General features: G+C 66.5%; 12 protein-coding genes and 2 pseudogenes. 1 reads left to right on the top strand and 13 read right to left on the bottom strand.

Annotation, left to right across the window (positions count from 1 at the left end; translation table 11 throughout):
- The first annotated feature begins 14 nt into the window (after window positions 1-14).
- Complete coding sequence (locus tag ABZ471_RS09635; RefSeq protein WP_359064293.1) at window positions 15-164, top strand: hypothetical protein; 150 nt, start codon at window positions 15-17, stop codon at window positions 162-164.
- Window positions 165-178: 14 nt separating this feature from the next.
- On the opposite strand, the pseudogene ABZ471_RS09630 reads toward ABZ471_RS09635, so the two are convergent.
- From ABZ471_RS09630 to rpsL, 13 genes and pseudogenes are all read right to left on the bottom strand, one after another.
- Window positions 179-360 (bottom strand): annotated as a pseudogene (locus ABZ471_RS09630) (DUF397 domain-containing protein).
- Window positions 361-373: 13 nt separating this feature from the next.
- Complete coding sequence (locus ABZ471_RS09625; protein ID WP_359064291.1) at window positions 374-1,369, bottom strand: hypothetical protein; 996 nt, start codon at window positions 1,367-1,369, stop codon at window positions 374-376.
- Between the two features lie 43 nt (window positions 1,370-1,412).
- Complete coding sequence (locus ABZ471_RS09620) at window positions 1,413-3,683, bottom strand: hypothetical protein (RefSeq protein ID WP_359064289.1); 2,271 nt, start codon at window positions 3,681-3,683, stop codon at window positions 1,413-1,415.
- A gap of 45 nt (window positions 3,684-3,728) precedes the next feature.
- Entirely contained in the window at window positions 3,729-4,154 is a 426-nt protein-coding gene (locus tag ABZ471_RS09615; protein WP_359064287.1) for a hypothetical protein, read from the bottom strand.
- A gap of 335 nt (window positions 4,155-4,489) precedes the next feature.
- Window positions 4,490-4,972: a hypothetical protein gene (locus ABZ471_RS09610; protein WP_359064328.1), complete on the bottom strand. Its 483-nt coding sequence runs from the start codon at window positions 4,970-4,972 to the stop codon at window positions 4,490-4,492.
- Between the two features lie 364 nt (window positions 4,973-5,336).
- Window positions 5,337-5,876, bottom strand: a complete 540-nt coding sequence (locus ABZ471_RS09605) for a hypothetical protein (protein ID WP_359064285.1) — start codon at window positions 5,874-5,876, stop codon at window positions 5,337-5,339.
- Entirely contained in the window at window positions 5,873-7,774 is a 1,902-nt protein-coding gene (locus tag ABZ471_RS09600) for a hypothetical protein (protein WP_359064283.1), read from the bottom strand. Before ABZ471_RS09600 ends, ABZ471_RS09605 begins: the two co-directional genes overlap by 4 nt.
- A gap of 148 nt (window positions 7,775-7,922) precedes the next feature.
- Complete coding sequence (locus tag ABZ471_RS09595; RefSeq protein WP_359064281.1) at window positions 7,923-8,282, bottom strand: hypothetical protein; 360 nt, start codon at window positions 8,280-8,282, stop codon at window positions 7,923-7,925.
- Window positions 8,283-8,308: 26 nt separating this feature from the next.
- Window positions 8,309-9,010, bottom strand: a pseudogene (locus ABZ471_RS09590) (glycosyl hydrolase); the annotation flags it as partial.
- A 379-nt stretch (window positions 9,011-9,389) separates the two neighbouring features.
- The gene (gene tuf, locus ABZ471_RS09585; protein ID WP_359064279.1) at window positions 9,390-10,583 is read right to left on the bottom strand and encodes an elongation factor Tu; all 1,194 of its coding nucleotides are present in this window, start codon (window positions 10,581-10,583) and stop codon (window positions 9,390-9,392) included.
- Window positions 10,584-10,739: 156 nt separating this feature from the next.
- A complete protein-coding gene (gene fusA, locus ABZ471_RS09580) occupies window positions 10,740-12,866 on the bottom strand; it encodes an elongation factor G (protein ID WP_359064277.1) in 2,127 nt (708 codons plus the stop codon).
- A 39-nt stretch (window positions 12,867-12,905) separates the two neighbouring features.
- A complete protein-coding gene (gene rpsG / locus ABZ471_RS09575) occupies window positions 12,906-13,376 on the bottom strand; it encodes a 30S ribosomal protein S7 (protein WP_005481264.1) in 471 nt (156 codons plus the stop codon).
- Window positions 13,377-13,378: 2 nt separating this feature from the next.
- Entirely contained in the window at window positions 13,379-13,750 is a 372-nt protein-coding gene (gene rpsL / locus ABZ471_RS09570; protein ID WP_003948652.1) for a 30S ribosomal protein S12, read from the bottom strand.
- Window positions 13,751-14,079: the final 329 nt, after the last annotated feature.

Genomic DNA, 14,079 nt, shown 5'->3' with positions numbered 1-14,079 from the left:
GACCGGTACCCGTCGTGCGCATCCTGACCATCAGCCGCACCTACGACGGCGTCGTCATCGACCGGCTGAAGGCCCTCTTCCGGGTCTACGCCGACGGCATCACCGAGCGACGCGGGTGCGCGGACGTGAAGTTCCCGGCCGACAAGGACTTCGACCGGCGCTGACGTGCCGGCGGCGGTCAGCCCACGGAGGCGTACGCCACGAAGTCCGCCCCGGCCTCCGGCGTGAGCGCGAGGCGGGGACCTGCGACGTTCTTGGAGTCGCGGATGTGGGTGGTGAGGGGGTGGTGGCTATCTCTACGCAGTCGTCGACTTCACTGCTGCTGTAGCTGCTCTTGAACCGCTTCAGCCCGGAGGACAGCGAGCGCCGGCAGTCACCGCAGCTTGTCGAAGGTGTCCTTGCGGGCTGCGATCGCGTTGTCGCGGGACTCGCCCGGCAGCGAGTCCCGCATCCCCTGCTCGAGCCCCAGTGCCCGGGCCCACAACCGCGTCATGTCCTCGCTCTGCGCTTCCAGCTGTGTGAGTGGGTTCTTCGGGCCGGCGTCTTTCAGCTCCCGCTTCCACGAGTACAGCAGGTGGCCGGCGGGGTCCTCACGGTAGGCGGGCGGTGCTTTCGAGTGCGCCGTGAGACGCGCGACGACGTCCGCACCCCATTTCTCCGCCCCGGCCTGCCGCTTGTCCTGCGTGACCTTCTGGGCCACGCCGTCCAGGGAGCCAAGGATCCGAGCGGCCAGTTTGGCGCGCAGGCCCAGCATGACCTTGTCGGAGGTGCGGGGGGTCGCCGCGAAGTCGGCCGCGATGTGCCGGGTGGCGGCGTCGCGCACCGTGGCGTATGCGGCAGGGCTGTCCGACAGTCCCCGCACGACATGGATCAGGGAATCCACCGAGATGGACATGTGCACGCCGGTCTGGTCCTCCCACGGGGAGGTCGACTGGGTCTCCGCGCGGATGTAGTCCACGTTCACGGAGGTCAGGATCTGGTCCGTGTCGTCCGCGTAGTCGGCCAGCGCTTCGGCGAAGGGAACAGCGAGGGCGGGATCCACTTGTCCCGCACCCGTACCCATCCGGTCGTCCATGGCCAGCAGGATGTTCTGCATGGCCCGCGCCTGCTGAAGGGAGTGCTTGCCCGCCGAAGCACCTGTGGTGGCGCGCTTGGCGGCCGCTCCCAGCTCCGAGCAACCGAGATCGCTTCGGTACCCCGACCCCAGCGCCGCCCGCACCCGCTTGTCCCCCACAAGCTCCTGACACGCCCCGGAGGCACCGGCCGAGTCGAGCCAGAGCCACGTCCCTCCGGCCAGGACCAGACATACGGCGGTGATCGTCACCTTCAGGGGGAACCGGCTGGAGCGCGGCGCCGAGGACGAGGACATGGCTTGCTGACTGCTTTCTGCGAGAGGGATGGTCGCGGTCTGTTCAATTCGTGGTGTCGACCAAGTACTTCTCCGCGGTCGTGGCCCCTCGGGTCTGACCTTCGAGCGCCGCTGTGGTGAGATCCCCGATCCGAGTCTTCGCATCCGCATTGGTCATGTCGATGTCGGGTCGGCCCTCGGCCCAGCCGTTGATCAGCAGCGGCAGGTGCTTGTTCGCCGAGAGGAAGGTGTCGGCGACCTTGGCGTTGGCCTCGGTGTCCGCCTGCGCCTTCCACTGGTTGTCCATGTCCCAGGTCACCGTGTCCACGCCACGCTGCAGAGCATCACCGTAGGCGATGGTCACCCCTCCGGTGGAGGCGTACAGCGGCGTCAGCGCGCCACCGATCACGTGGTAGGCGACTTTCGACTTCCAGTCGGCGGCCGCGTACTTGTCCATGCGGGCGTCGTTGATGACGTCCTCTTCGATGGCGCTGTACGTTCCGCGCACGGCTCCGAAGTTCTCGAACTTCGAGTCGATGTCCTGGTGGAGGGCGCCCTTCGGCAGTTGGTCCATCTCGTAGTTGATGTGCCGGTCCTCGGCCTTCTGCAGCGTCGCGTACGCGGAGGGATCGTCGGAGAGCCCGCGCATGATCTGCACAAGATTCTTCGGGTCGGCCGCGAGATGGACGCGGCCGTGTGCGTCGGTGAAGTAACCGTCACCGTTGGCGGCCTTGACGTAGTCGGCGTCCACCCCGGCCAGGGTCTGATGGGTGTCCGCCGCGTATTCGCCCAGCGCGTCGGCGATCGGCTGCCGGAGATTCGCGGGCACGGGCGCGTCCGTGCCGGATCCCGGCTTGAGCTGGTCGAGGACGCCGGCCATGACGCGGGTCTGCGCCGCATCGTGACCGGCCTCGGGCCAGGGGTCCTGGCCCGAGGCAAGAGGAGGATGACCCGTTGCTGCGGCCTCCAGTGCCGCGCCGAGCCCCTTGTGGGCATCGCCGTCCTCCGCCATGACGGGCATGCCCGTCGTGGTGCCGCCGGGCGGAGTCGCGAAGTGGTCCACAACGGTGTCCCAGTCCCGATCGTGCATCAGGTACTTCAGATTGTCAGTGTGGGCCGGGTCCAGATACTCGGTGCTGGTCTTGGGGTCCTGGGACATGATGCCGAGCACGCCGTCGAGCGGATCGTTGGCGAACCACCCCCGGTCCTTGCCGCTGAACTTGTCCCGCAGGGCCCAGATGGACCCGGTGTTGCCCTTGGCCATGTACGACTCCTCCGCGTGCCGGATGTCGTCCGCGGTGTCCTCCAGGAACTGCCCGGAGTAGCCGTGCCCCTGCTGCATCAGCGTGACGAGGCTCTGGTAGCCGCGAACCTTCTCGTCCGGGATGGGGCTGAGGCCGTCGACCTTGAACTGCTCGGTTCCGGCCTTCCGCATGTCCGCGCGGAAGTTCTTGTAGAAGGCCGAGTCCGGGTCCTTCGTCGCGGTCGCCAGTGTGGTGGCCAGGCCCTTCTGGATGTCCAGGTACTGGCCGCCGTGCTTCTTGTCGCCGTCATAGGCAAGGCCGTCGAGGCTGTTGGAGAGCTGCAGCGTGCCCTTGGCCCCCAGGTCGTCCAGCAGGGTCTGGCTGAACGCCGTGTCGCCGGAGTTGTCGTGGAAGAGGCGCTGCAACTCCTTGTAGTCCGCCGCGGAGGCCTTGCCGGCGTTGACGCGCTTCGCAATGTCGTCGGCCTCGTCCGCCTCGTACTTCTCGATGTCGCCCTTGGCGTTGCCGTTGAAGCCGTTGAATGTGCCGTCGTTGATGTCGGAGTCGACGCCCACGGCCTTGAAGGCGATCTCGACACCCTTGTCGGCGTCGTCCGCGTTCTTCACGCACTGGTCGACGTGCGCCTGCCAGGAGGCGACAGACGTGCGGATGCTCTCCTGGTAGTCGGGGTCGTGGGCCAGCGCCTGCCGGTCGCCCTGGCTGAGCTTCCCGGTGTCGTACGAGACCAGGCCCTGGTCCGACACCTTCATCCCCTGGGCAATGGCGTCGTCCCGGGCCGACTCCAGCTTCTTGCGCAGATCCACGAACTGGGTGTGAGCGTCACGCAGGAGCGAGGCGATCGCCTTCGCCTCCGTCTGGGCCTTCTGGAACTCCTTCAGCGTGATGTCGAAACGTGCGTTGGCTGCGTCCGCGTGCAGCCCCTGCATGCTCGGCCCCAGGGAGATCCCGTGCACATCGCGCTGGTAGGCGATCTCCTGCTCGTGGAACTTCGTCGCCATGCCGTCCCACCGCTCGGCGGCGGTGGTCAGCGTGGACAGATCGGTCGTCAGGATCTCGTGATAGGTCGGCATGGTTCCCCGTTGAGTGAAGCGATGGCGGATGCGGCGGCCAAGCGGTCAGTACGCGGTGAAGGGCGACGGCTTCAGCAGCCCGCTCCCGATTCCGGTGTCCGTCCCCGTCAGTACGGTGTTGGAGCCCCGCAGTGCGCCCTTGTCACCCGCCAGCCGGATCATGAGGGTCTGGACCGACTCGCCCCACGTCTTGTGGGTCGTGCTCACGGCTCCGGAGGTGAGCCACCCGTGGCCGTCCTTGGCTCCGAACGCCTTGACGACGGAGTCCGTCTCGCCGTCCGCCCACGCCCCTGCCGTGCGGGTGTCGTGCTCGATGTGCTTCTCGATGGCGTTCGCCGCGGCCTGTTTCTCGGCGGGCGACGACGCGAGATCCTTCCGGCCACCGCCGCCCGTCGATCCGCCACCGCCGGGATCGGCCGGGTACTGGTTGAGCTGCATTCCTACGGCCTGTTCGCCGCCACTTCCTGCCATGATGCCAACCCCCGTCTGCGTCTCTGGCGTGCCCGCGTCACGCTAACAACGCCGCTGCCGCAAGGGGCACTTGAGCCGCCGCCCCCGCTCTTTCTTTAACGGCTCCTGGGTTGCCGGTGGAGTTCCTTTGACCGACGAACCGAGGACCATGTCCATCCCCAACCCGGAATCAGGGCAGCTACCGGACGGTTTCGGACTGCACCGATACCCGCCGCGCCCGGATCAGGCCGTGGTCCGGAGACGGCCGGCATGCGAGATCCGTGCGGGTGGCGTCGTCCGTCGGGGCAACGGACCGAGAGAAGAAGGGAGTGCCACCGGACGACGAGACGAGGCGTTCACGCGGTGGGACGCCCAGGGCCCTCGGGGTCGACATTCCAGTCCATGGGCAGATCGCCGTCGCAGTAGACGCAGACGAAGTCGCCCTCCCGCACGATGTTGTGCTCCTGGCAGCGAGGGCACCGCCGGAACACCACTTCATGGGTGAAGCGGGCCTGGTGCCCGAGTCCGATGCGGTCAAGGGCCCCGGCGACGGCCGGCCAGGAGCTGCCGTCCGGGCAGTAGCCGGTCGACTGGTTGCTCACCTCCCGGACGACCCAGCGCCCCGCCTCCCTGCCAAACCCGATCTCACCGGCACTCAGCACCGGCTCGCCTCCGGCACAGGCCACGTGCTCGCTCCGCCGCGGCGCGAGTCGGAGCGAACCATCCATGCCGATCACGAAGGTGAAGGGGTCCGCCAGCTCGGCCGCTGGTTGCCGTACGACCCAGGCGTCGAAGTCGGCGGCCGACGCGATCGGGCACGCGCCGCTCTCCGGTGGCAACGCGGCTCGCAGCTCGGCAGGCCCCACATACCGGTAACCACACACGATCGTTCCTTTCCACGGGTCAGCGCAGCTGGGTCTGGGCGTCGGTGCGGGCGGCGGCCGCGTTGTCGCGGGAGTCGTACGACAGGGTGTCCCGCAACCCACGGTCAAGCCCCAGCCCCTGGCCCACAGACGGTTCATGTCCATACTCTGCGCTTCCAGCCGCGTGAGCGCGTTCTTCGGAACGGCGTCCTTCAGCTCGCGCTTCCACGCGTTCAGCAGATGGCCCACCCACGCAGTTGAGCCACCACCCTTGGCGCTTCTTTGACGGTTGCCGACCTGCCAGTGGGCCACCGTTGACCACCCCATAAAGAACAACGACTCAGGCACAGTCGAGGGTTTTGAGGGTGGCCGGGAAGTAGGCGCGCATGAACTTCTCGATGTCCTTGCGGTGGGTTTGGTCCGTGAGTTCGACCTGGGGGAGCTGGAGGGTGAGGGTGAAGTAGTTGCCGCCTTTTGTTTTACATGGAGTGATCGAGATAGCCCCATCGGTTCCCACGATCGCATGTTGGGCGAAATCGATACTACGCGGTTGGCTGACATGCGATACCGATCCGCTACTCGTCGCCAAATACATGAGGTCCGTGGCGCCCTCATCCCACGAGAACTGAAATTCAAGCACGGGATCATGCCCCGACAGAAGAACACACGGGGCCGTGATCTCCTCAGCCCGCTCAACCCGGCTGAACTCGTGCAGGTCATCGGTGGATTTCAGGAGCAGACGCGTGAGACGTGGATCGATACGAGTACCACAGACAGTTTCCGGAACACCCCGATCTCCAGGGCTGCTGCAAGAAACCACACACACGGCGAGAGAGATGACAGCCAATCCCAGCAAGCCGGTTGGCCGGAAGGTGGTCACTTGGGCACTTCCCCTGACATTCCGGCCGCGTGTGCGATTCCATCCTGCGCCGACCTATTGATCTCCTGCTTCGGATTGAAGTAGGGATCTTGGCCTCCGTAATGTTTCTTCTTCCATTCCTCTGCAAGCGCCATCAACTGCCCATTCCTCGCGGAGTAAGCCTTGATGTTGTCGTCCGCCTGCTGGTTGTCGAGCCTCTTCTGCTCATCCGCAAGCCATTTGTCAGTGACATAGTCGAACCCGGCCTGTACATCTTCGTTGACCACCGGGATGTAACTGATCGCCTTGTCGAAGAACGGCTTGGTCTCGAACTCCGCGGTCTTCGGGGATCCCGCCGCCTGGATACGGGCCTCTTCCAGGAAGCCGACTGTCCGGCCCGCTCGGGTCAGGGACTCCGCCGACCTGGAGTGGTCGGCATGGATGTTCGCGACCATCGCCTGGTTCAGGCCCCCGTTCAAGGTGCCGTAGGCACCCTTGTCCTTCGACACCTGCTTCACCACCTCGAAGAGCTGGTCCTGCTTCAGCGGAGAATGCTCGATATCGATCTCACCCATGGACGCGTGGACTGTGGCGCCATGGTTCACCAGGATGTTGGCCATCGGCCGACGCAGCGACGGCGGAAAGTCGTCCCCCCGCTCCGCCAGGTAGCCCAGCGCCGACTTGAAGACCGCGTCGTTCTGATGCATGTGGGCCACGTAGTGCGCGTGTCTGTCGGCCGGGTCGATTCCCGTGGCCGCCGCCTGGAGGGCCGACCCGAAGCCCACTCGGTCGTCTCCGTCGAGCCCGGCCTCGTAGATACCCGCGTTGGAATTCCTCTGATCATGCAGCGTGACCTTCCAGTCGCGCTCCTGCATCAGGTATTTCATGTGCGCGTCCGAACCCAGGTAATGCGCCGCCGTCTTCGGGTCCCGGCTCATGATGCCCAGCGCGCCGTCCACCGGGTCATTGGCGAACCAGCCCCCCTGCTTACCGCTGTACTCCCCCTTGAGCTGCCAGACCCCCGGGTCCCTCTTCTCCGCCGCGATCATGTCGTCAGTCAGATCCTCGAGCATCTCCGGCGCGAACCCGTGCCCCTTCCCCATCAGTGTCACCAACGACTGATACCCCACCGCCTTGTCCAGCCGCTCCGCCTGCGCATCCGTGGCGTAGTGCTCGATGCCGGCACGCCGCATGTCCGCGCGCCACTGCTTGTACCAGGCCGAGCCCGTGTCCCTCGTCGCCGTCGCGAGCGTGTCCGCCAGGCCCGTCTCGATCGTCGAGTAGGCGTGCGCAGCCGCCCCGCCCCGCACGTGGATCAGGTCGTTCAGTTCGTTCGTCAGTCTGATCGTGCCCGCCGCGCCCAAGTCGTCCAGCAAGGTGCGGGAGAAGGATTCGTCGTCGGCGTTGTCGCGGAACGTCCGCTCCAGTTCCGCCAGTTCGCGCCGCGACAGATGCTGACCGGCGCTCAGCTTCTCCAGCGCCCCCTCCGCCTCCAGCGCCTCGTACTTCTCGACGTCCCCCAACGCCCTGCCGTTGAAGCCCCGGCCCCCGACCAGCGGGTCCGAGTCGACGACCGCCGCCGTCAGGGCGATCTGGACACCCGTGTCCGCGTCCGTCACGTCCCGGACGGCCTTGTCGATCCGGTCCTGCCAGGACCGTACGGCCGGCTCGTCCGCTTCCTTCGCACGCTCAGGGTCCGCACTGACCAGGCCCCGTTCCGAGACCCGCATCCCCGCCGCCACCGCCTCCTTCCGCGCCGCCGTGAGCCGGCCCTTCAGCTCCACGAACTGGGCGTGCGCGTCCCGCAGCAAGGAGGCGATCGCCTTCGCCTCCGTCTGCGCGTACCGGAACTCCTTGAGCGTGACGTCGAAGCGCCCGTGCGCCGCCTCCGCGCTCATGCCCGTCCAGGCGAGCCCCATCGTGATGCCGTAGACATCCCGGCGGTACGCGCTCTCCTGTGTGGCGAACTCGCCCGCCATGCCCTCCCAGCGCTCGGCCGCGGTGGTGAGCGCGCAGAGGTCGGCGCTCATGATCTCGTGGTACGTCGGCATCCCCGGTCGTCCCCCGTCAGTACCGGTCCAGCGTGGACAGCTTCCGGAGCCGCGATCCGACGGCCAGGTCGCTGCTGGTCAGTACCGTGTTCGCGCTGCCCAGGGAGTCCTTCTCCGCGCCCAACCGGTCCATCAGGTTCTTCACCTGGCCGCCCCAGGTCTCGTGGGCCTTCCGCAGCGCCGCCGAGGTCAGCCAGCCGTCCCCGTCCCGCGCGCCGAGGGCCTTCACCGCGGCCCCGGTCTCCTCGTCCGCCCAGTCCCCGGCCCTGCGGGTCTGCGACTCGATGTGGTCCTGGATGGCCTTGGCCGCCGTCCGCTTCCCGGCGGGCGAGGACGCCAGCCTCTTCTGCCCGTGGCCACCGATCAGACCGCCCACCGTCCACCCCTCGCCGTAACGCCGTACTACAGCCGTCGACTCTCCAGCGGACCCAGGTACAGCGCCGGCAGCCCTCCCGTGTCGATCACGAGCCGTTGCAGCACCACCGTGGGATCCACCATCCAGAACTTCAACCGGTGGACGCCGATCTTCGTCACGGTGTGGTGCGTTGCGGTCACGTTGACGTTGTCCGAGGCGTTCCGCGCCCACGTCAGGTTCATGAGCCCGTCGTCGGCGCCCGCGTTGATATCGACCGACTGGGGAGCGGCGTCGTCGGTCAGCACCCCATGGCGCAGGCCTCCCGTCGGCAGCGCCGGGTTCCACGGGGAGACGTACGCCCACACGGTCACCTCGCCCGCCGGCTCCGACAGCAGGCCGACCTCGTACTCCAGGCGTGAGGACGCAACGCCCTCCGGCGTCCGGCGTGGCCCGGTCACCGGCCACGGCGTCATCCCGGCCCCCGTACGCCCGATGCCGTCGATCCGGCGCCACTTCCCCACCGGCCGGTCGTAGTGCTCCGCGTCGATCGCCACCTACCCGCCCGCCTCCACGAAGCCGCGCAGGCTCCGGCGGGGTTGATGGTGCGCCGTGCATCCCACCCGCAGCGGCGCTCCCGCCCCGCTCACCGCCAGTGCCCTCTCCGAGCGCCCGGCCAATACCCGCGACCATTCCACCCGGACCTCCAGCCTGAGCTGCTGCTCCACACGGCCCCGCGGGCGGTCCACCACCGTCTGCAGCGAGGTCTCCCAGCGGCCCCGCACGCCGCGCACGTCCAGATTGCCGCGCTCGATCAGACCGTCGATCAGCGTGCTGCGGCCGAGCGTGCCACGAGGACCGGGAAAGGGCGACCGTCGAGCCGGTCCGTACGCCCGCCACCCGCTCGATGTCGTGCCGGAGGTCTCCTGCCACCCGTACGACTCCCGGGTGATCCTCCCCGCTGACGACCACTGGGGCGGCGATACCGGGGAACCGGTCGTGGGCGCCGATTACTTTCGTAGCCGATCGCGCCGCCGCCTCCCGGCAGCACAAAGGGGCCCGTACGACCGAAGTCGTACGGGCCCCTTCGACAGCTACCAGGTCGAAGACCCGGGCCTGGTCAGTTCAAGATCACTTGTTGATCTTGGTGACCTGGCCGGCGCCCACGGTCCGGCCACCCTCACGGATGGCGAACTTCAGGCCCTCTTCCATGGCGACGGGCTGGATGAGCTCCACCTTCATCTCGGTGTTGTCACCCGGCATGACCATCTCGGTGCCCTCGGGGAGGGTCACCACGCCGGTCACGTCCGTCGTACGGAAGTAGAACTGCGGACGGTAGTTGTTGAAGAACGGCGTGTGACGGCCACCCTCGTCCTTGGACAGGATGTAGGCCTGCGCCTCGAACTCGGTGTGCGGGGTGACCGAGCCCGGCTTGATGATGACCTGGCCGCGCTCGACGTCCTCGCGCTTGATGCCGCGGAGCAGCAGACCGACGTTCTCACCGGCCTGGCCCTCGTCGAGCAGCTTGCGGAACATCTCGATGCCGGTGACCGTGGTGGTGGTCTTCTCGGTCTTGATGCCGATGATGTCGACGGTCTCGTTGACCTTGAGGACACCACGCTCGATACGACCGGTGACGACGGTGCCACGACCGGTGATCGTGAAGACGTCCTCGATCGGCATCAGGAACGGCTTGTCGACGTCACGCTCGGGCTGCGGGATGCTCTCGTCGACGGCCTTCATCAGGTCGAGGACGGACTGCGTCCACGTGGCGTCGCCCTCCAGCGCCTTCAGCGCGGAGACGCGGACGACCGGCAGGTCGTCGCCCGGGAACTCGTACTCGGAGAGGAGCTCACGGACCTCGAGCTCGACGAGCTCCATGATCTCCTCGTCGTCCACCATGTCGGCCTTGTTCAGGGCGACGACGATGTACGGAACACCGACCTGGCGGGCCAGGAGCACGTGCTCCTTGGTCTGCGGCATCGGGCCGTCGGTGGCGGCGACCACCAGGATCGCGCCGTCCATCTGCGCGGCACCGGTGATCATGTTCTTGATGTAGTCCGCGTGACCCGGGCAGTCGACGTGGGCGTAGTGACGGGTCTCCGTCTGGTACTCGACGTGCGCGATGGAGATGGTGATACCGCGCTGACGCTCCTCGGGCGCCTTGTCGATGTTGTCGAACGCGGTGGCCTCGTTCAGGTCCGGGTACGCGTCGTGCAGCACCTTGGTAATGGCGGCCGTGAGGGTCGTCTTACCGTGGTCGATGTGACCGATGGTGCCGATGTTGACGTGCGGCTTAGTCCGCTCGAACTTCGCCTTCGCCACTGGGGTCCTCCTGTGGAGTGGTTCTGTACGCCTTGGATCGTCGGCGCCAGGTGATCTTTGCTGTTAAGTCCCGGGCCCCGGGTCATTCCGCCACGAATGCGGAGGAACGACCCGTGAGGCTCCAGGGTCAAGCCTAAAGCGTCGTAGCGCGGTGCGTTACTCGCCCTTGGCCTTCGCGATGATCTCCTCGGCGACGTTCCGCGGAACCTCGGCGTAGGAGTCGAACTGCATCGAGTAGCTTGCGCGACCCGACGTCTTGCTGCGGAGGTCGCCGACGTAGCCGAACATCTCCGACAGGGGCACGAGGCCCTTGACGACGCGGGCACCGGCCCGCTCCTCCATGGCCTGGATCTGGCCACGGCGGGAGTTGATGTCGCCGATGACCTCACCCATGTAGTCCTCGGGCGTGGTGACCTCGACGGCCATCATCGGCTCAAGGAGCACAGGGCTGGCCTTGCGCGCGGCCTCCTTGAAGGCCTGCGAACCGGCGATCTTGAAGGCGAGCTCGGAGGAGTCGACCTCGTGGTAGCCACCGTCGATGAGCGTGACGCGGACGCCCGTCATCTCGTAGCCCGCGAGGATGCCGAACTGCATGGCCTCCTGAGCACCGGCGTCCACCGAAGGGATGTACTCCTTCGGGATACGGCCACCGGTCACCTTGTTCACGAACTCGTACGAGGCGTCGCCGCCCTCGATGGGCTCGATCGCGATCTGCACCTTGGCGAACTGACCGGTACCACCGGTCTGCTTCTTGTGGGTGTAGTCCACGCGCTCGACGGCCTTGCGGATCGTCTCGCGGTAGGCGACCTGCGGCTTGCCGACGTTGGCCTCGACCTTGAACTCACGGCGCATACGGTCGACCAGCACCTCGAGGTGCAGCTCGCCCATACCACCGATGATGGTCTGGCCGGTCTCCTCGTCCGAGTGGACCTGGAAGGACGGGTCCTCCTCGGCCAGGCGCTGGATCGCGATGCCCAGCTTCTCCTGGTCGCCCTTGGACTTGGGCTCGATGGCGACCTGGATGACCGGCGCCGGGAAGTCCATGGACTCCAGGATCACCGGGTTCTTGTCGTCGCACAGCGTCTCACCGGTCGTGGTCTGCTTCAGACCCATCACGGCGACGATGTCGCCGGCGCCCACCGACTCGATCTCCTCACGCTTGTTCGCGTGCATACGGTAGATCTTGCCGATGCGCTCCTTGCGGCCCTTGACGGAGTTCAGCACGGCCGTGCCGGACTCCAGGCGGCCCGAGTACACCCGGACGAAGGTGAGCTTGCCGAGGTGCGGGTCGCTCATGATCTTGAAGGCCAGAGCCGACAGCGGCTCCTCGTCGGACGGCTTGCGCTTGACGACCGTCTCCGGGTCCTTGACGTCGTGGCCCTCGATGGCCTCGATGTCAACGGGAGAAGGCAGGTAGCGCACGACCGCGTCGAGCAGGGGCTGGACGCCCTTGTTCTTGAACGCGGTGCCGCAGAACACCGGGGTGACCGTGGTGTCCTTGGACTTGCCGGACGCGATGGTGATACGACGGATCGCGGCGTACAGCTGCTCCACGGAAGGCTCCTCGCCCTCCAGGTACAGCTCCATGATCTCTTCGTCGTTCTCGGCGACGGCCTCGATCAGCTTGCCGCGGTACTCCTCGGCAGCCTCGGTGTGCGTGGCCGGGATGTCGACGATGTCGTACATCTCGCCCTTGGTGGCCTCGGCGGACCACACGAACGCCTTCATCGTGACCAGGTCGACGACGCCCTTGAAGTCGGCCTCGGCACCGATCGGGAGCTGCATGACGATCGGCTGAGCGCCCAGGCGGTCAGAGATCATGTCGACGCAGCGGTGGAACTCGGCACCGGTTCGGTCGAGCTTGTTGACGAAGCAGATACGCGGAACACCGTAGCGGTCCGCCTGACGCCACACCGTCTCGGACTGGGGCTCAACGCCGGCAACGCCGTCGAACACCGTCACGGCACCGTCGAGCACGCGCAGCGAACGCTCCACCTCGACGGTGAAGTCGACGTGGCCCGGCGTGTCGATGATGTTGATGGTGTGGTCGACGTCTTCCAGCGGCCAGTGACAGGTGGTGGCAGCAGAGGTGATCGTGATGCCACGCTCCTGCTCCTGCTCCATCCAGTCCATCGTGGCAGCGCCGTCGTGGACCTCACCGATCTTGTAAGACACACCGGTGTAGAACAGGATCCGCTCGGTGGTGGTCGTCTTGCCCGCGTCGATGTGGGCCATGATCCCGATGTTGCGGACCTTGGCCAGGTCAAGTGAAGTGGTAGCCATAAGGCTTCAGTCTTCTCTCGGTCTCGATGTGGGTAGCGACTACCAGCGGTAGTGCGCGAAGGCCTTGTTGGACTCGGCCATCTTGTGCGTGTCCTCGCGCTTCTTCACAGCGGCACCAAGGCCGTTGGAGGCGTCGAGAAGCTCGTTGAGCAGACGCTCGGTCATGGTCTTCTCGCGACGGGCGCGGGAGTAACCGACCAGCCAGCGCAGCGCGAGCGTGTTGGCACGACCGGGCTTGACCTCGATCGGAACCTGGTACGTCGCACCACCGACACGGCGGGACTTGACCTCGAGGGTCGGCTTGATGTTCTCCAGCGCGCGCTTCAGCGTGATGACCGGGTCGTTGCTGGTCTTCTCGCGCAGGCCCTCCATGGCGCCGTACACGATGCGCTCGGCGGTGGAGCGCTTGCCGTTCAGCAGCACCTTGTTGATCAGCGACGTGACCAGAGGAGAACCGTAGACCGGGTCGATGATGACCGGGCGCTTCGGGGCGGGGCCCTTACGAGGCATTTCTACTTCTCCTTCTTGGCGCCGTAGCGGCTGCGGGCCTGCTTGCGGTTCTTGACACCCTGGGTGTCAAGGGAGCCGCGGATGATCTTGTAGCGAACACCGGGCAGGTCCTTCACACGGCCACCACGCACGAGCACGATGGAGTGCTCCTGCAGGTTGTGTCCCTCACCCGGAATGTAGGCCGTGACCTCGATCCCGCTGGTCAGACGCACACGCGCGACCTTACGCAGGGCCGAGTTCGGCTTCTTCGGGGTGGTCGTGAACACACGCGTGCAGACGCCACGACGCTGAGGGGACCCCTCGAGTGCGGGCGTCTTGTTCTTCTCGACCTTGTCCTGCCGGCCCTTGCGGACCAGCTGCTGGATCGTAGGCACTACTTCTCCGGTTTCTGTGTGCCGATAGGTACAGCTAACCTGGAACGTCGCCGACCCACGCGGTCGGGTGTGTCGAATCCGGCAGACTCTCGCCGCGAGGCGAAAAGAGCACAGATTACGGTGGCCGGTCACGGCTCACTATGCGGTTTGAAGGCACGCACGAGAGCCAGGGCACACCCCAGGCACAAGGTCTGAGCGTACCTACCTCATTCGCTGTGGTCAAAACAAATGGAACCCGGCGGCCCCGGACTGCGCTCCATGTCAAGCCGCTGTACCCTACGTGATCTTCGAATCGACAGTTCCCGGGCCGCCGGCCATCGCGTTTCGCA

It is taken from the genome of Streptomyces sp. NPDC005728, assembly GCF_040630895.1.
Lineage (GTDB): Bacteria > Actinomycetota > Actinomycetes > Streptomycetales > Streptomycetaceae > Streptomyces.
Note: the sequence above shows the minus strand (reverse complement) of the source record. Positions and strands in the feature narration are given on the sequence as shown.